The following is a 19,321-nucleotide window of genomic DNA, read 5'->3' as shown; positions in this document are numbered from 1 at the left end:
AAGAGGCCAGCACAGGCAATGCAAAGCTTCAGGGCCGCTCAGCTGCGGAGTGTTCCTCCGCCACCGGCGTCCCCCGCCCGGCTTCCTGATGCCACTGCAGGGCGATCAGGATCAGCGTAGGCACCCCCAGCAAAGCAGTGATCAGGAAGAAGTCGTGGTAGCCGAACTTCTCCACAATAACGCCCGAATACCCGCCGATCAGCCGCGGCAACAGCAGCATGATCGAACTGAGCAGCGCGTATTGGGTCGCCGAGAACTTCAGATTGGTCAGGCTTGACAGGTAGGCCACAAAGGCCGAGGTAGCCATGCCGGAACTGAAGTTGTCCAGTGAGATGGTCACCACCAGCATTTCCAGGTTCGGCCCCATGTCAGCCAGCATCAGGAACAGGATGTTGGTGCCGGCAGAGGCTACGCCGCCGATAAACAGGATGGGCATGATGCCGAAACGTACGATCAGCAGACCGCCAACCCCGGCGCCGACCAAGGTCATGATCAGACCGAAGATCTTGCTGACGCTGGCAATCTGGTCCTTGGTGAAGCCCATGTCGATATAGAACACGTTGGCCATCACCCCCATCACCGTGTCCGACATGCGATAGGTGGCGATCAGGCCTAGCAGCAGCAGAGCCTGCCAGCGGTAGCGGGTGATGAAGTCGTTGATCGGGGTCAGCACGGGGGCCAGGCCGCGACGACCGAGGCTCGACAGGCAGGCCCAGGACAACAGCACGTAGAGGATCAGGCGCAGGAAGGCGCGGTCTTCCAGCAGCAGGTCAAGCGGCGTGGCATCACCGGAGATCACACTGGACCAGCCGGTATTGAACATCTGGGTGAAGCTGGCCGGTACCGAGACCAGCAGGATGATCAGCACGAACACCGAGGCCATCTGGTGCACCAGCCCGTAGCGCGCGGCCGACAGTTGGGTGCGCATGGGCACTGACGGTTCGCGCATGACCAAGGTGGTGAACAGGGCGGGCAGCATCATCACGCCGAACATCACGTAAGTACCGGCCCAGGCCTTGTGCAGGTAGCTGAAGCCGGTAGAGCCGAACCACTCGGCGAAGAACAGGGCACCGGCCGTGGCGAGCAAGGCAGCCACCCGATAGCCGGCCATGTAGCTGGCAGCAAGCGCGGCCTGGCGCTGGTCGTCGGCAATTTCCAGGCGGTAGGCGTCGACAGCGATGTCCTGGGTAGCCGAGGCGAAGGCCACCAGTACGGCCATGGCAATCAGCCAGGAGAGGTGTTGTTGCGGGTCGCACAGGCTCATGCCGACCAGCCCGATTACCACCAGCGCTTGCGACAACAGCAGCCACGAACGCCGGCGCCCGAGGCCGCCAAGCAACGGCAGACGCCATTGGTCTAGCAGCGGTGACCAGACCCACTTGAAGGCGTAGGCCAAGCCAATCAGGCTGGCATAACCGATGGTTTCACGGGCAACGCCGGCTTCGCGCAACCATACCGACAGGGTCGAGAACACCAGCATGTAGGGCAGGCCGGCGGCGAAACCGAGTAGCAAAAGTACCAAGGTTGACGGGCTGGCATAGGCAGCAAGCGCAGCGCGCCAGGTTTTACGGGGCATGGGCCAACATCTGCCTCAAGTTTTCGAAAACAAAGCGCGCACTCTAACCGCTGTGCTCCATTGGGCGCCAGCCATGGCGCGTCATATCCACACGATTGTTGCTTACATTCACACCTTCCTCGCGTAACCGCGCCCGTTGTTCATCGCCCGACGGCGTGCCCAGCGCCAGGCTCAGCCGGCCACCTGCGCCAAGCACCCGATGCCAAGGCAGGCGAGTGTCTGCAGGCAACTGCCCCAAGGTGCGCCCAACCCAGCGCGCCGCACGGCCAAGCCCAGCCAGTTCGGCCAGTTGGCCATAGCTCACCACCTTGCCGGGTGGCACTTGGCCAAGTACTGAATACAGCGCCGTTCGTCGGCCCTCGGCCGAATCAAGGGCGTGCTCATATCCATCAGACATCTCGCCCGCCTTGGGCTGCAGATGAAACCGGACCGGTGGTCCGGCAAATGAGAGTTGAACTCAACGGCATGCTCCCGGTCTGTCCTTGCTCTGGTCGTCGGTATCTGGATAATGCCCGGCTTTTTCGTCAAATCGAACCCTAGTCCGCAACCAAAGTCCGTTTATGAATTCTAGATCCTTGTTGTGCCTTCTTGCTGTTTCCCTGTGCGCCTCTCCGGTGTTCGCCGACACTGTGTGGATGAAGAACGGTGACCGGCTGAGTGGCAAGATCAAGGTCTTCGACGGCGGCAAGCTGCTGCTGGAAACCCCTTATGGCGGGTCAATCGCCCTGGACTGGAAACAGGTCCAGACGTTGGAAAGCGACCAGCAGATGCTGGTCAAACAGGACGCCTACAGCGGAGAGAAAGCCAAGTCGCTCAAGGCCGCCGAGCCAGGCAAGGTGACCTTGGCCAATGGCGATTCACCGAAGACGGTGGAGCTGGCCAGCATCGAGCAGATCATGAAGCCCAGGCCGCTGATCGAGGATTTCGTGTGGAAAGGCAATGTCGACGTGGCGCTGGACTACAAGCGCGCCGAGAACGACACCGACGATTACGACGTGGGTTTCAAGACCACTGCCCGCCATGGCCGTTGGCGGCACAACGCCGAGGGTGAGTACAACCGCGAGACCAAGGACGACATCACCACCACCAACAACTGGAGCGCCGAGTACGCTCTGGACCGCTTTATTACCGAGAAGTGGTTCTGGCAGGGGCGTGCGGAATACAAACGCGATCACATCGAAGACCTGGCCCGCCAGCGCACCGTGGGTACAGGCCCGGGTTACCAGTTCTGGGACGATGAGCTGGGTGCGTTCTCGCTGGGTTCACTGATCAACCGCACTGATTTCGAGTATCGGGACGGCGGAAAGGATAATTTCTATTCTGCGGCCGTGAAGTGGGATTACACCCGCTACCTGATCGGCAAGAACGTGCAGCTGTTCACCAACGGCGAGTTCGCCAAGCCGCTGGGTGGCGTGGCCGACTATTCGCTGGATGCCGAGGTTGGCCTGCGCTACAAGGTCACCGAGTGGGCTTCGCTCAACCTCAAGGCAGAGAAGGATATCATCACGGGCACGCGTGAGAGTGACCTGGACAAGACACGCTATACCGCGGGCTTTGGCGTTACCTGGTAAGGCGTCTGGATGCAGGTCAGTGGCACAGGCAGCGGATAATGCTTATCTTGTCCCCAACCCGTCCGCCAGGAGCCGCCCTCAAGTGAGTACCAACGCCATTCGCCCCGCCCGGGAACTGCTGCTCAAGGAATACCGCGGCGTGCTTTCGACACATTCCAGGTCGATGCCTGGCTACCCCTTCGGTTCGGTCGTGCCGTACTGCCTGGACGCCCAGGGCAACCCGCTGATCCTGATCAGCCGCATTGCCCAGCACACCCACAACCTGCTGAAGGACCCCAAGTGTTCGCTGCTGGTGGGTGAGCGCGAGGCTGAAGATGTGCAGGCGGTAGGGCGCCTGACGGTGATGGCCGAAGCGCACAAGCTGGTCGACGAGGCCGTCATCGAGGCCGCCGCCGAACGCTATTACCGCTATTTCCCGGACGCGGCCAACTACCACAAGGCCCACGACTTCGATTTCTGGGTGCTGCAGCCGGTGCGTCACCGCTACATTGGCGGCTTCGGTGCGATCCACTGGCTCGACCAGGTGACCTTGGCCAACCCGTTCGCCGGCAAGGCCGAGGGCAGCATGATCGAACACATGAACAGCGATCACGCCAGTGCCATTGCCCACTACGTCGAACTGACCGGGTTGCCACAACACGTACCGGCGCAGATGGTCGGGGTAGACAGTGAAGGGATGCACCTGCGCATCGGTCAGGCAGTGCACTGGTTGCCTTTCCCGACTACTTGCAACACGCCGACACAAGTCCGCGAGGCCTTGGTTTTGCTGGCTCGCGCCGACAAGTGGGCGCATATGATGCAAGCCGAGGGTTGAAATCCGGAGCGCAGGCATCCATCTGAGGTCTTATTGGAAGGTTATCTTCCGTCGAGGAACCCTTGATGCGTGCTTTTCTACTGCTGTTTCTGATTTTTCCTGTGCTGGAGCTGTTCGTCTTCGTGAAGGTCAGCGCGGCAATCGGTTTCTTCCCGGCGTTGCTGCTGATCATCGCCGGTTCCGCCCTGGGTGTGCTGGTCATGCGGGTGGCCGGCCTGGCTACCGCATTGCGCGCCCGTGAAAGCCTGCAGCGCGGTGAGTTGCCCGCCGAGGATATGTTCCAGGGCATGATGCTGGCTGTGGGTGGTGGCCTGTTGCTGCTGCCAGGCTTCATCAGCGACGTGTTGGGTGTGCTGTGCCTGTTGCCGTTCACCCGCCGCCTGGCTGCGCGCAAGATGCGCGAGCGTGCCGAGGCCCAGGCCATGCGCCAGCGTGCGTTCCAGGACGACCCCTTCCAGGCGCAGCCGCGAGATGGCGGCCACCGCCCGAACGTGATCGAAGGCGAGTACGAGCGCCGAGACAAATAAAAAAGACCGGGGCCGCGCAAGCGGCCCCGGTTTTTTTCGGCCTGATGAAAAATTTTCCATATCGAGCCTTGTAATTGAATATGGCGGCCTCATGTATGTGGTCACCGCAAGGTTTCTGGTGGCAACACCAGACATTACACAGGTGGTTCGCTCACAGCGGGCCGCCCCCGGCAACGCCGGACAGCATCAAAACCGCCGGTGTCGAACCGGCCGATGAAAACCACAATTTGGGAGAGATCGACAATGAAACTTCGTCCTCTGCATGACCGCGTAGTCATCCGTCGCAGCGAAGAAGAATCGAAAACCGCTGGCGGTATCGTCCTGCCGGGTTCGGCCGCTGAAAAACCAAACCGCGGCGAAGTTGTAGCCGTCGGCACCGGTCGCGTCCTGGACAACGGCGAAGTTCGCGCGCTGGCCGTGAAAGTGGGTGACAAAGTGGTTTTCGGCCCGTACTCGGGCAGCAACACCGTGAAAGTCGATGGCGAAGACCTGCTGGTCATGGCCGAGAACGAAATCCTCGCCGTTGTCGAAGGCTGATTTCCCCCCGACTTCCCGTTACTCCAAAGTTTTTCAAGGATTAAACGATCATGGCTGCTAAAGACGTAAAATTTGGTGATTCCGCTCGTAAGAAAATGCTGGTTGGTGTCAACGTTCTGGCTGACGCGGTAAAAGCGACCCTGGGCCCGAAAGGCCGTAACGTGGTACTGGCCAAGAGCTTCGGCGCCCCGACCATCACCAAGGACGGCGTTTCCGTCGCCAAAGAAATCGAGCTGAAAGACGCTTTCGAAAACATGGGCGCCCAGCTGGTCAAGGAAGTTGCTTCCAAGGCCAACGACGCTGCCGGTGACGGCACCACCACCGCTACCGTTCTGGCTCAGGCCATCGTCAACGAAGGCCTGAAAGCCGTCGCTGCCGGCATGAACCCGATGGACCTGAAGCGCGGTATCGACAAGGCAACTGCTGCCGTCGTTGCCGAGCTGAAGAACCTGTCCAAGCCATGCGCCGACTCCAAGGCCATCGCCCAGGTAGGTACCATCTCTGCCAACTCCGATAGCTCCATCGGTGAAATCATTGCCGAAGCCATGGAAAAAGTCGGTAAAGAAGGCGTGATCACCGTTGAGGAAGGCTCGGGCCTGGAAAACGAACTGTCCGTCGTAGAAGGCATGCAGTTCGACCGCGGCTACCTGTCGCCGTACTTCGTCAACAAGCCGGACACCATGGTTGCCGAGCTGGAAAGCCCGCTGCTGCTGCTGGTCGACAAGAAAATCTCCAACATCCGTGAGCTGCTGCCAGTTCTGGAAGCCGTTGCCAAGGCCGGCCGCCCACTGCTGATCGTTGCCGAGGACGTTGAAGGTGAAGCGCTGGCTACCCTGGTAGTCAACAACATGCGCGGCATCGTCAAGGTTGCTGCAGTCAAGGCTCCGGGCTTCGGCGATCGCCGCAAGGCCATGCTGCAGGACATCGCCGTCCTGACTGGCGGCCAGGTCATCTCCGAAGAAATCGGCCTGTCCCTGGAAACCGCTACCCTGGAGCACCTGGGTAACGCCAAGCGCGTCATCCTGTCCAAGGAAAACACCACCATCATCGACGGTGCTGGTGCTGATACCGAGATCGAAGCACGCGTCAAGCAGATCCGTGCCCAGATCGAAGAAACTTCCTCGGACTACGACCGTGAGAAGCTGCAAGAGCGTCTGGCCAAGCTGGCTGGCGGTGTTGCCGTGATCAAGGTGGGTGCCGGCACTGAAGTTGAAATGAAAGAGAAGAAAGCCCGCGTTGAAGACGCCCTGCACGCTACCCGTGCAGCCGTTGAAGAAGGCGTGGTGCCTGGCGGTGGTGTTGCCCTGGTTCGCGCCCTGGCAGCCATCATCGACCTGAAAGGCGACAACGAAGACCAGAACGTCGGTATCGCGCTGCTGCGTCGCGCTGTTGAATCCCCGCTGCGCCAGATCACTGCCAACGCCGGTGATGAGCCAAGCGTGGTTGCTGACAAGGTCAAGCAAGGTTCGGGCAACTTCGGCTACAACGCCGCTACCGGTGAATACGGCGACATGATCGAGATGGGTATCCTGGACCCAGCCAAGGTTACTCGCTCGGCGCTGCAAGCTGCTGCTTCGATCGGCGGTCTGATGATCACCACCGAAGCCATGGTTGCCGACCTGCCGGAAGACAAGCCAGCTGCTGGCATGCCTGATATGGGCGGCATGGGTGGCATGGGCGGCATGATGTAAGCCAGCCTTACCCCCTGCACCATCAAAAAGCCCCGGTTCGCGAGAACCGGGGCTTTTTTTTATTGCTGTCGGGGCCTCTTCGCAGCACAAGGCTGCGCTTGAGCCTTGTGCTGTGAAAGAGTGGATCAACCGACCAGCGGATCACCGACGTGCAGAATTTTCATGCCGTTGGTGCCACCGATGGTGTGGTAGCTGTCACCCTTGGTCAGGATCACCCAGTCACCTTGCTCCACCAGGCCACGTTTGAGCAGCTCGTCGACCGCCGCCTGGCTCACCTTGTCGGCCGGCAGCGCGGCCGGGTCGAAGGCAATCGGGTACACGCCACGGAACATCGAGGCGCGCGCCTGGGTGGCGCGGCGCGGCGACAGGGCGAAGATCGGTACATGCGAGCGCAGGCGCGACATGATCAGCGGGGTGTAGCCGCTTTCGGTCAGGGCGATGATCGCCTTTACGCCCGGGAAGTGGTTGGCAGTGTACATGGCCGCCAAGGCGATGCTTTCGTCGCAGCGCTCGAAGGTGGTGTGCAGGCGATGGCTGGACTTCTGGCTGGTCGGGTGCTTTTCGGCACCCAGGCAGATGCGTGCCATGGCCTGAACCGCTTCGATCGGGTAGGAACCGGCGGCGCTTTCGGCCGACAGCATCACCGCATCGGTGTTGTCCAGCACGGCGTTGGCCACGTCGGACACTTCAGCGCGGGTCGGCATCGGGTTCTGGATCATCGACTCCATCATCTGGGTCGCCACGATGACTGCCTTGTTGTTGCGGCGGGCGTGCTGGATGATCTTCTTCTGGATGGCGATCAGCTCGGCGTCGCCGATTTCCACGCCCAGGTCACCACGGGCAACCATCACCGCGTCGGAGGCGGCGATCAGCTTGTCGAGGGTCTCGTCATCGGCAACTGCTTCGGCGCGTTCGATCTTGGCCACCAGCCAGGCGCTGCCGCCGGCTTCGTCACGCAGCTTGCGCGCGTATTCCATGTCGCTGGCGTCACGCGGGAAGGACACGGCCAGGTAGTCCAGGTCCATTTCCGCAGCCAACTTGATGTCGGCCTTGTCTTTTTCGGTCAGGGCCGGTGCGGTCAGGCCACCACCTTTACGGTTGATGCCTTTGTGGTCCGACAGCGGGCCACCGATGATCACCACGCAGTGCAGGGCGTCTGCCGTGGCGGTTTCGACGCGCATGACCACACGGCCATCGTCGAGCAGCAGTTCGTCACCAACGCCGCAGTCCTTGACCAGGTCGGGGTAGTCGATACCGACGATGTCCTGGTTGCCTTCGGTCAGCGGGTGGGCGGTGGAGAAGGTGAACTTGTCACCGATCTTCAGTTCGATGCGCTTGTTGGCGAACTTGGCGATGCGGATCTTCGGACCCTGCAGGTCGCCCAGCAGTGCAACATGGCGGCCGTTCTTGGCGGCGATGTCACGAATCAGGCGCGCGCGGGCCTTGTGCTCGTCCGGCGTGCCGTGGGAGAAGTTCAGACGTGCCACGTCCAGGCCGGCGAGGATCAGTTGTTCGATCACTTCCGGCGAGTTGCTGGCGGGGCCAAGGGTGGCGACGATTTTGGTGCGGCGGATGCTCATGCACAGACTCCTATAGTGAAGCGCAGCGAAAGGCTACTCCTGAATCTCGCTGTAGTCATTGTTCCGTTGCACTACCTACGCCCAGGGCAGGGTGGCATTTGAACGGCGCAGGGTATCCTTGCAAAAGGGTGTGAAGATTTGCAGGCAAACGCCGATACACTGGCATCAAAGGAGATCCCCATGCGAGCCCTGATCGTTTTAGCCCTGGCCGCCAGCGCCGTCGGCTGCACCCGCTGGTCCATGGACCACCACTTGAACAATGCTTACCGCGCCTACGACCGCGGCGATTGCGCACGGGTCATGCTCGAACTGTCGCAGGTTGATCGCACCAGCCGGGCCCGGCCGTTCATCCACCCCGAAGTGTCACTGCTGCGCGGCCAGTGCCTGGAGCGTCAGGCGTTGTACGTGGACGCGGCGCAGACCTATCAGTACCTGATCCAGCAATACCCAGGCAACGAATATGCCTATCGCGCCCGAGCGCGTCTGCAGACACTGGAAAAACTCGGCCATTTGCGCGGTGCAGAAACGGCCGTGGCCAACCCGGTGACGACCGTACCTTGGCGCTAACACAAAGGTGTGGTTTATTTCACGAGATTTGCTGCGCGTGCTGCGCTAATCTGTAACTCAGTTGTTACAACAACCGCCAGTACCTTGTATTCCTGGCATCAGGTACGGAATACACCCGCGATCATGTTCAACAAGCGCAACATCGAACGTCATCAGCTACCTTGTGTCCTCAAGGTGTTCAACCGCTTTACCGGTCAGGAGATCGGTCAGCTAGGCAATGCCTCTGAAAATGGTCTGATGGTCATCAGCCAGCTACCCGTGCTGGTCGGGCCCGATTACGAGCTGCAGCTGCGTATGCCCCTGCATGGCGGCGGGCACCAGTTCGTCAACCTCACTGCCAGTTGCCTGTGGTGCCGCGAGGACCAGACGCCTGGGCACTACGATTCGGGCTTCATGCTGTTGCAGTCTCCGCGCGAGTACGATGATTTCGTCCGTTCGTTGCGCGATTATTTCAGTTTCCGCCCCGCCAACGCGCCCGTCTGAACGTTCGTTCTTCACAATCGCGCTAGAATCGGGTCGACCTCGATACAGGACGACCCCGTGACCTCCAGCATTTTCTGGCACGACTATGAAACCACCGGCATCAACCCGCGCTGCGATCGGCCGCTGCAGGTGGCCGGCGTGCGCACTGACTTCGACCTCAACGAGATCGACGAGCCGATCAGCCTTTATTGCCGGCCGTCGGACGACATCCTGCCGCACCCGGCGGCCTGCCTGGTGACAGGTATCACGCCGCAGCTGCTGGCGGAGCAGGGCCTGTGCGAAGCCGAGTTCATGACTCGTGTGCATGCCCAGCTGGCGCAACCGGGCACCTGTGGTGCCGGCTACAACACCCTGCGCTTCGACGATGAAGTGACCCGCTACAGCCTTTACCGCAACTTTTTCGATCCGTATGCCCGTGAATGGCAGGGAGGCAATAGCCGCTGGGACCTGATCGATATTGTGCGCACCGCCTATGCCCTGCGACCGGAAGGCATTCAATGGCCACAACAGGACGGGCGCACCAGCCTGCGTCTGGAGCTGCTGAGCAAGGCCAATGGCATTGACCACGGGCATGCCCACGAAGCGCTTTCCGACGTGCGGGCAACCATTGCCCTGGCCCGCCTGATTCGGCAGAAACAACCCAAGTTATATGACTGGCTGTTTCAGTTGCGCAGCAAGCATAAAGTGATGGAGCAGATCCGTTTGTTGCAGCCACTGGTGCATATATCCGGGCGTTTTTCGGCGGCGCGCAATTACCTGGGGGTCGTATTGCCATTGGCCTGGCACCCGCGTAATCGCAATGCACTGATTGTCTGCGACCTGCATCAGGAAACCCTACCGTTACTGCGGGAAAGTGCTGAAGTTTTACGTCAGCGCTTGTACACCCGGCATGATGAATTGGCTGAAGGTGAATTACCGGTACCGCTCAAATTGGTGCAGATCAATCGTTGCCCGGTAGTGGCGCCGCTGTCGGTATTGCGCCCGGTCGATCAACAACGATTGGGCCTGGACTTGACGTTGTTACAGTCGCGCGGCGAACAATTGGCCAGTCAGCAGGGGCAATGGCAGGAAAAGCTGGAACACATCTATGGCAAGGACGAGTTCACCCCGAGTGAGGACCCGGAACAGCAGTTGTATGATGGTTTTATAGGTGACCGCGACCGGCGCTTATGCGAGCAAGTGCGTGCGCTGGAACCGGCGCAGTTGAGCCATGGCCACTGGATGTTCGATGATTCGCGTTTGCCGGAGCTGTTTTTCCGCTATCGGGCACGTAACTTCCCTGAAACCTTGACCCGCGAAGAGCGGCAACGTTGGTATGGCTTCTGCCAGCAACGCCTGAGCGACCCGCAGTGGGGCGCGCCGAATACCTTGGGCGACTTCGAACGAGCACGCCAGCAAGCCTGGGAGGGCGCCGACGAGGCGGGCAGGCGGGTGTTGGAGGCCTGGCAAATGCATGCTCGACAATTGCAGGAAAACTATTCAATCGGCTGATGGCTGGTAAACAAAAACGCCGGCAATGTGCCGGCGTTTTTATTGTGCGAAGCAAGAGGGCGTATGCGGATAATCAGTCCAGCAGGGTTGCCCAGCTTTCAACCACGTCGCCGCCCCAAGTGGCTTTCCACTCTTTCAGGGTCTTGTGGTTGCCGCCTTTGGTTTCGATCACTTCACCGTTGTGCGGGTTCTTGTATTGCTTGACCTTGCGCGCACGCTTGGTGCCGGTAGTCTTGACCGAACCACGAGGTGCCTTGCTCAGTTTCGACTCTGGGTCGAGCAGGGCAATCACGTCGCGCAGCGACTTGGAGTACTCGCCCATCAGTGTGCGCAGTTTGCCTTCGAACTCCAGTTCTTTCTTCAGCTTGTCATCCTGCGACAGATTGGCCAGGCGGGCCTGAAGTTCCTTGATGGCTTCTTCGGTAGCGCGGTACTCGTTGATCAGGGACATGGAGTGTTCCTTAATGCGTGTTCAGAAATGTGTGGGCCAATAATAGACAGGCAATACTCGCAAGTAAACATAAGAATGGGCAATTAACTGTTAATTAAGCTGTGACAGCATTTCTCTACGTGAACAAAATTTTACATACGGCCCAGGCGATTCGTCATGTCTGTCAGACTGCGCCCTTGCAGCGTTTCGCGCCTGCATATGCCATCGCGGCAGCGATCAATACTGCGTTTTTTCTGGCGGACCGCTAGAATAGGCGCCTTTGCGAAGTTCTGGAGTCTCATTCATGCGCACCTATCGTCTGGTGATCGCCTGCCCCGACCGTGTAGGCATCGTGGCGAAAGTCAGTAATTTCCTGGCCTTGTACAATGGCTGGATCAACGAAGCCAGCCACCACTCCGATGAGCAGAGCGGTTGGTTCTTCATGCGTCATGAAATCCGCGCTGAGTCGCTGCCGTTCGGTATCGAAGCTTTCCGTGAGGCGTTTGCGCCGATCGCTGAAGAGTTCTCCATGACTTGGCGCATTACCGACTCGGCACAGAAAAAACGTGTGGTGTTGATGGCCAGCCGCGAGTCGCACTGCCTGGCAGACCTGCTGCACCGCTGGCACACCGATGAACTGGACTGCGAGATCCCTTGCGTGATTTCCAACCACAACGACCTGCGCAGCATGGTCGAATGGCACGGTATTCCGTTCTTCCATGTACCGGTCGACCCTAAGGACAAGGCCCCGGCCTTTGCCGAAGTGTCGCGTCTGGTGCAGGAGCATGCCGCCGACGTCGTGGTACTGGCCCGCTACATGCAGATCCTGCCGCCACAACTGTGCCAGGACTATGCCGAGAAGGTGATCAACATCCATCACAGCTTCCTGCCGTCGTTCGTCGGCGCCAAGCCATACCACCAGGCCGCCCTGCGTGGGGTGAAGCTGATCGGCGCGACGTGCCATTACGTCACCGAAGAGCTGGACGCCGGCCCGATCATCGAGCAGGATGTGGTGCGAGTCAGCCATGCCGACAGCATCGAGGACATGGTCCGCTTTGGCCGTGATGTGGAGAAGATGGTGCTGGCCCGTGGCCTGCGTTATCACCTGGAAGACCGCGTGCTGGTGCATGGTAACAAGACGGTGGTGTTCGACTGACGCCATCGGGCTTGCTGTGAGATTCTGGGTTGCTGTGCAGCCCCGTCGCGACAGGGGCGCAAAGCGCCCCGGCAATCTTGGGTGAAACGCTAATGGCCAGGCAACGCAACAACCCCGCCGCCTCACCTCCACCGACCCTTGGCGAAGGCTGCCTGGCCCGCTACGACCCTGAAGCCCTGGATGACACGGATGGCACCGACTTCCCCGGCGCCGCCGAACTCTGGCAGCAGCTCAACCCGCCTGACGCCGCCAGCGTTCCAGCAGCGGACGCCCCAGCAGGCAGACAAACACCGGCCCCCCAGCCAGCAGATAAAAGTAGTAAGTAACCGCCCGCCATATCAGGATTGCCGCAGCGGCGGTCGAACTGCCCACCAAGGGTGTCAACAGGCTGGCCGACGTCAGCTCGGCGGCCCCGGCCCCGCCAGGCAGCAGGCTGAATTGGCCGGCGCTGAGCGACAGCATCTGCACCAGGAAGCTGGGAATCCACTGCAGGTCTACCCCCAAGCCTCGCAGCACCAGGTACAGCACGCTGTAGCGCAGCCCCCAGTGGGCGCAGGTCAGGGTGAACACCAGGCTCAGCGTGCGCTTGGGCAGGCGCCAGGTCTGCGCCAGTGCTGCGACGAAGTGCAGCAGTTTGCGCGCCCAGCGACGTTTGCGCGGGTGGCCCATCCCCATCCCCATGCGCTGCAACAGCCTGCCGTTCATGCGCATTATCGGGCGCAGGTAGCGCAACAGCCCGATCACCCCGGCCAACGCTGTGCACAGCAGTAACGCACTGCCAAGCAACATGCTTTCCTGACTGCGACCCAGGCTGTGGAACAGCGCGTATCCGGCAATCGCCAGCATTGCGCAGAAGAAGAACACCAGGTCGTTCAACTGGTCCATGGCAAAGACGGCGCCGCTGCGCGCCGGGCAGATGCGGTCTCGCGCCAGCAGGGCCATCAGGGTAAGCGGCCCACCACTACCGCCAGGGGTGGTGCAGATGGCAAACTCGGTGGCCATGACAACGCCCAGGCTGCGAGCATGGCTCAACTGTTTCGCCTGCTCACCCAGCAACAGGCGCAGGCGCAGCGCATTGATGACCCAGCACAACAGAATCATGCCTAGCAGCATGATCATCAGGTGCGGGTCGAACCGGCTCAGCCTCGGCAGCAGTTCGCTACCACCCAGCAACGCTGGCACCAGTGCTGCACCCAGCAATGCCAGCGCCAGCCAGGCCCAGCGCTTCATGCGGCCCCCTGGCGCTCCAGCCAGGCGGATTTGGTCAGCGGTTCACGGCCCTCCTTGAGCAGTTTTTCCAGCGTGCGCAGCCAATAGTCGCGGGATGAGCGATGACGCATGTCTACAGGGTGCAGTCCCATGCGCAACGTGCTTGCACCCCGCCAGCGCTGGCATTGCCAGTCGCAGAGCGTGCGGGACAGTTTGCGACGCCATGCGCTCCGGGCGCTCCAGACCAGGCCTGGCGCATCAATGGCCGTAAAGTCCGGCAAGCGGTACAGATGCTGCGGTGTGCTGGTGTATTTCAGTGGCAGGCGGCACAGCGCTTGCCGTGTGCCCTGGCTCATGAGCCAGGCTGGTGCGACAAACCCTGCCACCGGCCAACCTTGGCCCTCGAACAGTGCCAGGCCCTCCTGTAGGCGGGACAGCGCTTCGTCCTCATCAAGGCTGTAGAACTCGCCTTCATGCGTATAGATGCGCCGCATGAAGTAGTCGACGGGGCTGCGCGGTGTGGGTCCTTCGTCAGCATGGGCATAGCCATGAAGTGCCAGCTCGTCGCCTTTGGCCAGGCGTGCATCCAGGAGGCGGCAGAACGTAGGTGCCCGGTGCAGCGGATTACGCCGATGGAAGTCCGGGACCACCAGCCATGTCATTGGCACGTTGCCCAGCGCGTCCACGGCCTCTACGAACGGTTCATAGTCCGGCCAGGTTTCCGGGGCAACATCATGCAACACCAGCATGAGGCTGCGCTGGCTCGCGGAGGGCTCAAGCATGGGCGCGCACCTGCGGCTGGTGGCCGAGCACGGCCTGGTAGTGCTGCAGCAGGCCAGCCACCACGTTGTCCCATGAATAATGTTGCTCTACATGGTGACGGGCCTGCACACCGAGCTCGCGTACACCTGCCTCGAACGCCTCGCGCACGGCTGACGCCATGGCCCGACCATCGTTGGGCATGCACAGGCGGCCGCACTGTTCGTTGATGATTTCAGGGAACGCACCGGCGCGCACGGCCACCACGGGCGTAGCGCTGGCCATCGCTTCGAGAATGACCAGGCCGAATGTTTCCTGGTCGCCAGCATGCACCAGCAAGTCGGCGCTGGCCATCAGCCGGGCCACCTCTGCAGCCGGGCAGAAGTGATCGATGACGCTGACGTTGTGTGGCACGCTGGCCGGCATGTTCGAGCCTACCAGTAACAGGTGGTAGGGGGCGCCGAGTTGCTGCATGCAGTCAAGCAGCACCGGCAGGTTCTTTTCCCGCGAGCCGCGGCCGGCAAAGATCAACAGGCGGCTGGTGTCGGCAATGCCCAGTTCGGCACGTACATGTGGGTCGCGCCGGGCGGGGTGGAAAGTGGCAAGGTCAACGCCCAGCGGCTGCACATGGACATCGCGCACGCCCAAACGGCGTAATTTGTCGGCCATCACCTGGCTGGGGGCCAGTACCCGGTCAAAATTGCCGTATAGCTTGCTGACGTAGGCCTCGACATTGGGGGCGAACCAGTTGCCCATGCGGTTGCTGACGAGTAACGGCAGGTCGGAATGGTAGAAACCGATCACTGGTACGTCGAGTTGGCGCCGTGCTTCCAGCGCCGCCCAGGCGGTCAGGTAGGGGTCGCCGACTTCGATCAGGTCGGGCTTGAGCGTGCGCAGTGTGTTGCACCAGGGGGCCAGGCGTACCGGAAAGCGGTAGCCTTTGCCAAACGGCAAGGGCGGCGCAGGCACCTGGTAGATGCCATCGGCGTGTTGGGCGCTGGCACCGGGAATCAACAGGCTGTGGCGTACGCCATGAATGGCGTCGAGACGGTGATGTTTGGCATCAAGATAGGTACGTACGCCACCGCTGGCCGGGGCGTAGAACATGGTGATGTCGGCGATGTGCACGATCAGCATCCCTCCGGGATCGTCTTCGGGTCTGTCATCCAGCGTCGAATTGCCGGCGATGACACGCCTAAAGATGGACCTATCAGAAGGATAGTTTGTTCGATCAGTTTGAGAGGGGGAAATGCGCAGTGCCTGGCGCAGCAAGAAGGCTGCGCCAGGCGAAGGTGTAGCAGTTATCAGATACGGAAGCTGCCCACCAGGTGCTTCAGGCGGCCAGCCTGCTGCTCGAGGTCGGAGCACGCGCGCAGGGTCGCTTGCAGGTTCTCCACGCCTTCCTGGTTGAGCATGTTGATCTCGCTGATGTCCATGTTGATCGCCTCGACCACGGCGGTCTGCTCCTCGGTGGCAGTGGCCACTGACTGGTTCATGCCATCGATCTCGCCAATGCGCACGGTAACGCTGTTCAGTCGCTCACCCGCCTGGTTGGCGATCTGCATGCTGTCCTGGCTGTGGCGCTGGCTCTGGTCCATGGTATCGACCGACTCGCGGGCACCGACCTGCAGCTCTTCGATCATGGTTTGCACTTGCTGCGCCGATTCCTGGGTGCGGTGCGCGAGGTTGCGCACCTCGTCGGCGACCACGGCAAAGCCACGCCCGGCCTCACCGGCGCGGGCTGCCTCGATGGCAGCATTCAGCGCCAGCAGGTTGGTCTGCTGGGAAATGCTGGTGATCACTTCGAGGATCTGGCCGATATTCACGGTCTTGCTGTTCAGTGTTTCGATGTGCGCGCTGGATGTAACGATCAGGTCGGACAGGCGGTTCATCGCGGCAATGTTGCGCTCGACCACTTGCTGGCCTTCTTCTGCCAGCAGGCGCGCGGAGGTTGCGTGCTGCGAAGCCTGGGCGGCGTTGCCGGCAATTTCCTGAGCAGCAGCTCCCAGTTCGTTGATGGCGGCAGCGACACTGTTGGTGCGGTTCGACTGCTCGTCGGAGTTGGTCATCGACGAGTTCGAAGCACTGATCACCCGCAGGGCCACTTCATTGACCTGTTCGGTGGCCGAGGACACTTCTCGAATGCTGCTGTGAATGCGTTCGACGAAGCGGTTGAAGGCGTTGCCGAGGACACCGAACTCGTCGTGGTTGTGGATGTGCAGGCGCTTGGTAAGGTCGCCTTCACCTTCGGCAATGTCTTCCATGGCGCGGGTCATGGTGTGCAGCGGTTGCATCAACACGCGGATCAGCAAGCCGAGCAGGCCGATGATGATCACCACCGCCACTACCGTGGCGATCACCGCAGAGGTGCGGAAGGTGCTGAGCATCGAGAAGGCCTTGTCCTTGTCCACCGAAAGACCGATGTACCAGTTCGCCGACGGCAGGCCGGTGATCGGGCTGAAGGTCAGCAGGCGGGTCTGGCCATCGCTTTGCACTTCGGTCAGCTCACCGGTCAGTTTCGGCGTGTGCTGCGGGAACAGGTCCGACAACGACTTCATGACCAGATCTTTATCGGGGTGCACCAGGATCTTGCCCTGGTCGTTGACCAGGAAGGCGTACCCCATGCCGCCGAAGTTCAGCGAGTTGATGATCTGCACCAGGCCGTCCAGGGCCAGGTCGCCGCCGACCACGCCAACGCTGCTGGAGACCTTGTTGAGGATGCCAATGACCATCTTGTTGGTGGTCATATCGATGTAAGGTTCGGTCAGGGTCGCGCCGCTGGCGTTCATGCCGTCCTTGTACCAAGGGCGGGTGCGCGGGTCGTAGCCGTCGGGCATCTTCGCGTCCGGGCGCACGCTGAAACCGCCGTCGACTTTGCCCAGGTAGACCGTGAGGAAGCTGGAGGTCAGCGCATTCTGGCTCATCAGGGTTTCGGCGCTGGCCGGGTCCTGGGCAATGTTCTGCGCCAGGTTCTCCACCAGTTTTATCCGGCCCTCGAACAGGTTGCGAATATTGGTCGACGTGGAGGTGCCCATTTCAGCCAGATAGTTTTCCAGGTCCTCGCGAATCGCATTACGCTGGAGGTAATCGTTGTAGAGGGTGAAAAGGCTGAAGGCGAGGATCACGATCAGTGATGCCGCCAAAAGAATCTTGTGGCTGAAACGAAGGCTTTTGTTCATGGGCGTAATCGGTTCCGCTAAGGTTCTATATCAGGCGTTCGCACGAGTGGAGCCGTAGGTTGTGCAACATCCCGAGAAGTCCCCTTTCGGTTGTTCCTCTCTATTAAGGCGAATATCACCCACAGGTATCGGCCGAATTAAGCTAAAGCTTGAGCAGAGGATTAAAAAGATGTCGGAATATTCGACCATCGTTGTAGGAGCGGGGCCGGATGGCCAGCCAGTCGGGCAAGCGATGCGCCTGGCCAACCGCCACGGCCTGGTGGCTGGCGCAACCGGTACCGGCAAGACCGTCACCCTGCAGCACTTGGCGGAGGTGTTCAGCGACGCTGGGGTGGCGGTGTTCGCCGCCGATGTCAAAGGCGACCTCTGTGGTTTGGGGGCTGCCGGTGCGCCACAGGGTAAGGTGGCTGAGCGTATCGCCGGCATGCCGTGGCTGGGGCATACGCCCCGGGCCTATCCGGTGAGCTTGTGGGATATCGAGGGGCAGTCTGGCCACCCGCTGCGCACCACCCTCAGTGAAATGGGGCCGTTGCTGCTGGGCAACTTGCTGGAACTGACCGACAGCCAGCAGGCTGCGCTATATGCAGCATTCAAGGTGGCCGACCGCGAAGGCCTGCTGCTGCTGGACCTCAAAGACCTCAAAGCCCTGCTGGCGCATCTGAAGGACAACCCGCAGCTGCTCGGCGAAGACAGCGCGCTGATGACCACGGCTTCCACCCAGGCCTTGTTGCGCCGGCTCGCTACTTTGGAGCAGCAGGGCGCCGAGGCACTGTTCGGCGAGCCGGCATTGCAACTGGAGGATCTGCTGCGCACTGATCCGGATGGCCGTGGGCGTATCCACCTGCTCGATGCCAGCCGATTGGTGCACGAAGCACCTAAGGTATACGCGACGTTTCTGTTGTGGCTGCTGGCCGAACTGTTCGAGCAGTTGCCCGAGCGCGGTGATGCCGACAAGCCGGTGCTGGCGCTGTTCTTCGATGAAGCACACTTGCTGTTCAACGGCACGCCCAAGGCCTTGCAGGACCGTCTTGAGCAAGTGGTCCGGCTGATCCGCTCCAAGGGAGTGGGGGTCTATTTCGTTACCCAATCGCCGGGAGACTTGCCCGACGCGGTGCTGGCCCAGTTGGGCTTGCGCATTCAGCACGGCTTGCGGGCGTTCACTGCCAAGGAGCAGAAGTCGCTGCGGGCGGTAGCCGATGGTTTCCGCCCCAACCCGGCGTTCGACACCCTGGCAGTGCTGACCGAACTGGGTATTGGCGAAGCGCTGGTGGGTACATTGGAGGAAAAGGGGACGCCGGCCATCGTGCAGAGGGTGTTGGTTGCACCGCCGCAGTCGCGTATAGGGCCGCTGAGCGCGACTGAGCGCAGTGCGCTGATTGCCGCTTCGCCATTGGCGGGGCGCTATGACAAACCGGTGGACCGTGAGTCTGCCTATGAAATGCTGAGCCAGCGTAAGGGCGAGCCAGTGGAACCGGCGCCACAACCGAAGGCGGATGAAGAGAGTTTTGCCGACAAGGCTGGCGAATTCTTGCAGAGTGCAGCGGGGCAGGCGATCAAGTCGGCAGTGCGCCAGGCAGCTAACCAGTTGGGGCGGCAGTTGGTGCGCGGATTGATGGGATCGTTGTTAGGGAGCAAGAAAAGGTAGTCTTCCTGCGCCGCCCCATGCCTTCAGGAGCGCAAGGCTGCTTCGGCAAAGAACAGGGCGGCACAGGAGCAACGGCTATGAAAAAGGCGCCCGGAGGCGCCTTCAT

Annotated in this window: 18 protein-coding genes and 2 pseudogenes; 11 read left to right on the top strand and 9 right to left on the bottom strand. The window is 61.0% G+C overall.

Annotated elements, in window-relative coordinates:
* Nucleotides 1-28 precede the first annotated feature (28 nt).
* Nucleotides 29-1,576, bottom strand: a complete 1,548-nt coding sequence (locus ACF8RA_RS06020; RefSeq protein ID WP_176682625.1) for an AmpG family muropeptide MFS transporter — start codon at nt 1,574-1,576, stop codon at nt 29-31.
* A 43-nt stretch (nt 1,577-1,619) separates the two neighbouring features.
* A complete protein-coding gene (locus tag ACF8RA_RS06015; protein ID WP_176682626.1) occupies nt 1,620-1,973 on the bottom strand; it encodes an MGMT family protein in 354 nt (117 codons plus the stop codon).
* A gap of 163 nt (nt 1,974-2,136) precedes the next feature.
* Here ACF8RA_RS06015 and ACF8RA_RS06010 point away from each other — a divergent pair, with 163 nt between their 5' ends.
* The 5 genes from ACF8RA_RS06010 to groL all read left to right on the top strand — a co-directional run bounded on the left by ACF8RA_RS06010 (nt 2,137) and on the right by groL (nt 6,716).
* Nucleotides 2,137-3,147, top strand: coding sequence for a DUF481 domain-containing protein (locus ACF8RA_RS06010; RefSeq protein WP_176682627.1), 1,011 nt, complete (start codon nt 2,137-2,139; stop codon nt 3,145-3,147).
* 82 nt (nt 3,148-3,229) lie between these two features.
* On the top strand, nt 3,230-3,961 hold the full coding sequence (locus tag ACF8RA_RS06005; protein WP_176682628.1) for a DUF2470 domain-containing protein: 732 nt from the start codon (nt 3,230-3,232) through the stop codon (nt 3,959-3,961).
* 65 nt (nt 3,962-4,026) lie between these two features.
* Complete coding sequence (locus ACF8RA_RS06000) at nt 4,027-4,488, top strand: FxsA family protein (RefSeq protein ID WP_003251903.1); 462 nt, start codon at nt 4,027-4,029, stop codon at nt 4,486-4,488.
* Between the two features lie 243 nt (nt 4,489-4,731).
* Nucleotides 4,732-5,025 carry a co-chaperone GroES gene (locus ACF8RA_RS05995; RefSeq protein ID WP_003251905.1) on the top strand — a complete coding sequence of 98 codons (294 nt, stop codon included), beginning with the start codon at nt 4,732-4,734 and terminating at the stop codon, nt 5,023-5,025.
* A 50-nt stretch (nt 5,026-5,075) separates the two neighbouring features.
* The gene (gene groL, locus ACF8RA_RS05990; RefSeq protein ID WP_176682629.1) at nt 5,076-6,716 is read left to right on the top strand and encodes a chaperonin GroEL; all 1,641 of its coding nucleotides are present in this window, start codon (nt 5,076-5,078) and stop codon (nt 6,714-6,716) included.
* Nucleotides 6,717-6,841: 125 nt separating this feature from the next.
* On the opposite strand, the gene pyk is transcribed toward groL, so the two are convergent.
* Entirely contained in the window at nt 6,842-8,296 is a 1,455-nt protein-coding gene (gene pyk, locus ACF8RA_RS05985; protein ID WP_021785800.1) for a pyruvate kinase, read from the bottom strand.
* 180 nt (nt 8,297-8,476) lie between these two features.
* On the opposite strand from pyk, the gene ACF8RA_RS05980 reads away from it, so the two are divergent.
* From ACF8RA_RS05980 to sbcB, 3 genes are all read left to right on the top strand, one after another.
* Nucleotides 8,477-8,863 carry a hypothetical protein gene (locus ACF8RA_RS05980; protein ID WP_003251914.1) on the top strand — a complete coding sequence of 129 codons (387 nt, stop codon included), beginning with the start codon at nt 8,477-8,479 and terminating at the stop codon, nt 8,861-8,863.
* A gap of 123 nt (nt 8,864-8,986) precedes the next feature.
* On the top strand, nt 8,987-9,346 hold the full coding sequence (locus ACF8RA_RS05975) for a PilZ domain-containing protein (RefSeq protein ID WP_176682631.1): 360 nt from the start codon (nt 8,987-8,989) through the stop codon (nt 9,344-9,346).
* A gap of 57 nt (nt 9,347-9,403) precedes the next feature.
* A complete protein-coding gene (gene sbcB, locus ACF8RA_RS05970) occupies nt 9,404-10,837 on the top strand; it encodes an exodeoxyribonuclease I (RefSeq protein WP_176682632.1) in 1,434 nt (477 codons plus the stop codon).
* Between the two features lie 73 nt (nt 10,838-10,910).
* Here the strand turns inward: sbcB and mvaT are convergent, their stop codons facing one another.
* The gene (mvaT, locus tag ACF8RA_RS05965; protein WP_176682633.1) at nt 10,911-11,288 is read right to left on the bottom strand and encodes a histone-like nucleoid-structuring protein MvaT; all 378 of its coding nucleotides are present in this window, start codon (nt 11,286-11,288) and stop codon (nt 10,911-10,913) included.
* Nucleotides 11,289-11,571: 283 nt separating this feature from the next.
* Between mvaT and purU the strand changes: the two genes are divergently transcribed.
* Both purU and ACF8RA_RS05955 read left to right on the top strand, forming a co-directional pair.
* Nucleotides 11,572-12,423 carry a formyltetrahydrofolate deformylase gene (gene purU / locus ACF8RA_RS05960; RefSeq protein ID WP_023378897.1) on the top strand — a complete coding sequence of 284 codons (852 nt, stop codon included), beginning with the start codon at nt 11,572-11,574 and terminating at the stop codon, nt 12,421-12,423.
* Between the two features lie 92 nt (nt 12,424-12,515).
* Nucleotides 12,516-12,749 (top strand): hypothetical protein, encoded by a 234-nt coding sequence (locus ACF8RA_RS05955; protein ID WP_245354948.1) that lies wholly within the window; start codon nt 12,516-12,518, stop codon nt 12,747-12,749.
* On the opposite strand, the gene ACF8RA_RS05950 is transcribed toward ACF8RA_RS05955, so the two are convergent.
* From ACF8RA_RS05950 to ACF8RA_RS05930, 5 genes and pseudogenes are all read right to left on the bottom strand, one after another.
* A complete protein-coding gene (locus ACF8RA_RS05950; protein WP_176682634.1) occupies nt 12,655-13,653 on the bottom strand; it encodes a lysylphosphatidylglycerol synthase transmembrane domain-containing protein in 999 nt (332 codons plus the stop codon). The two genes, ACF8RA_RS05955 and ACF8RA_RS05950, sit on opposite strands and share 95 nt — an antisense overlap.
* Nucleotides 13,650-14,414 carry a DUF2334 domain-containing protein gene (locus ACF8RA_RS05945; RefSeq protein WP_392518921.1) on the bottom strand — a complete coding sequence of 255 codons (765 nt, stop codon included), beginning with the start codon at nt 14,412-14,414 and terminating at the stop codon, nt 13,650-13,652. The genes ACF8RA_RS05950 and ACF8RA_RS05945 overlap by 4 nt, the downstream gene beginning before the upstream one ends.
* Nucleotides 14,407-15,528 carry a glycosyltransferase family 1 protein gene (locus ACF8RA_RS05940; protein ID WP_209963709.1) on the bottom strand — a complete coding sequence of 374 codons (1,122 nt, stop codon included), beginning with the start codon at nt 15,526-15,528 and terminating at the stop codon, nt 14,407-14,409. Before ACF8RA_RS05940 ends, ACF8RA_RS05945 begins: the two co-directional genes overlap by 8 nt.
* A gap of 167 nt (nt 15,529-15,695) precedes the next feature.
* Nucleotides 15,696-16,292, bottom strand: a pseudogene (locus tag ACF8RA_RS05935) (methyl-accepting chemotaxis protein); the annotation flags it as partial.
* 261 nt (nt 16,293-16,553) lie between these two features.
* A pseudogene (locus tag ACF8RA_RS05930) lies at nt 16,554-17,570 on the bottom strand (cache domain-containing protein); the annotation flags it as partial.
* Between the two features lie 169 nt (nt 17,571-17,739).
* On the opposite strand from ACF8RA_RS05930, the gene ACF8RA_RS05925 reads away from it, so the two are divergent.
* Nucleotides 17,740-19,215: a helicase HerA-like domain-containing protein gene (locus tag ACF8RA_RS05925; RefSeq protein WP_176682638.1), complete on the top strand. Its 1,476-nt coding sequence runs from the start codon at nt 17,740-17,742 to the stop codon at nt 19,213-19,215.
* Nucleotides 19,216-19,321 lie beyond the last annotated feature (106 nt).

It is taken from the genome of Pseudomonas sp. FYR_5 (assembly GCF_043106315.1).
In the GTDB taxonomy this organism is placed as follows: domain Bacteria; phylum Pseudomonadota; class Gammaproteobacteria; order Pseudomonadales; family Pseudomonadaceae; genus Aquipseudomonas; species Aquipseudomonas putida_Y.
This window is presented reverse-complemented; position numbering and strand designations above follow the sequence as displayed.